Raw genomic sequence first — 823 nt, 5'->3', positions numbered from 1 at the left:
ATTTCTAGCTGAAGTGGCTCTTGCAGGTTTAGAGTGGCGATTGACTTGTAGTTGTGGCCATACTGGAGGGATGGCGTAAAGAACTGTAACCTCAGCAGTACACCAGAGTCATCTTGAAGTGCAGTGATGAAGTGCAGTGAAATAGTGCAGTAAAATTGTCTCTAAGGCGTTCTTTGTTCTTTGTGTTGGTTCTAGCTCCCCTTTCTCCTTAAAAAAAGAGGAGTTGTGAGTGAGAGAAAACCTACCCAAACATTACCTATGGTCAAAACAATCTTCAAGACAATCTCCTCTTCCACCCTGGGGTCGATGATGTTGCCTTTCTCCTGCCGCCAGCTTTGGATAACTGCCTTTCCCGCGTTGGCCGGAGTTACGGTGGCTATTGGTGGCCTTGGGGCGGGAGGATCCCTGTGGCAGGCAGGAGCAGCAGGTTTGGCCACGGGGATGACGGGCTATGTGGCTTCTGCTCTATCTGGAAGCGAGGCCAAAGCCAAAATCCAGCTTCTGCAGCACCTCGAAAATCGACAGAAGCAAAACGAAATCACTCCTTCAGACCTACAGCAACTGCAAAGCGAACTGGCCAACCTGCGTGCTGCCCTTGAAGATTGGGCAAAAGTCCAGCAGAAGGGGGTGGCTGCTGCCCAACCTTATGATGAGGCTCGTTCGCAAGCTCAAACTCCTCAGCTTCATTTTGAAACAGAGATCCAGATCCAATCTCAAGAAGAACGACTTCCTCAGTTACGCGCAGAAGAGCAAAGCCTGAAAGCCTCGATTGGAGATTTACAAGCCAAGAAAAAAAGGCTCATTCAGTCCCTCAAAGAGGGCA

At 49.7% G+C, this 823-nt stretch carries 1 protein-coding gene; it reads left to right on the top strand.

Going from position 1 to position 823, the window contains the following annotated elements:
- Positions 1-258 precede the first annotated feature (258 nt).
- On the top strand, positions 259-823 hold a 565-nt coding region (locus NW820_RS12935), incomplete at its 3' end, for a hypothetical protein (protein ID WP_414407714.1).

Source organism: Synechococcus sp. R55.7 (genome assembly GCF_047461955.1).
Classification (GTDB): Bacteria; Cyanobacteriota; Cyanobacteriia; order Thermostichales; family Thermostichaceae; genus Thermostichus.
Note: the sequence above shows the minus strand (reverse complement) of the source record. Positions and strands in the feature narration are given on the sequence as shown.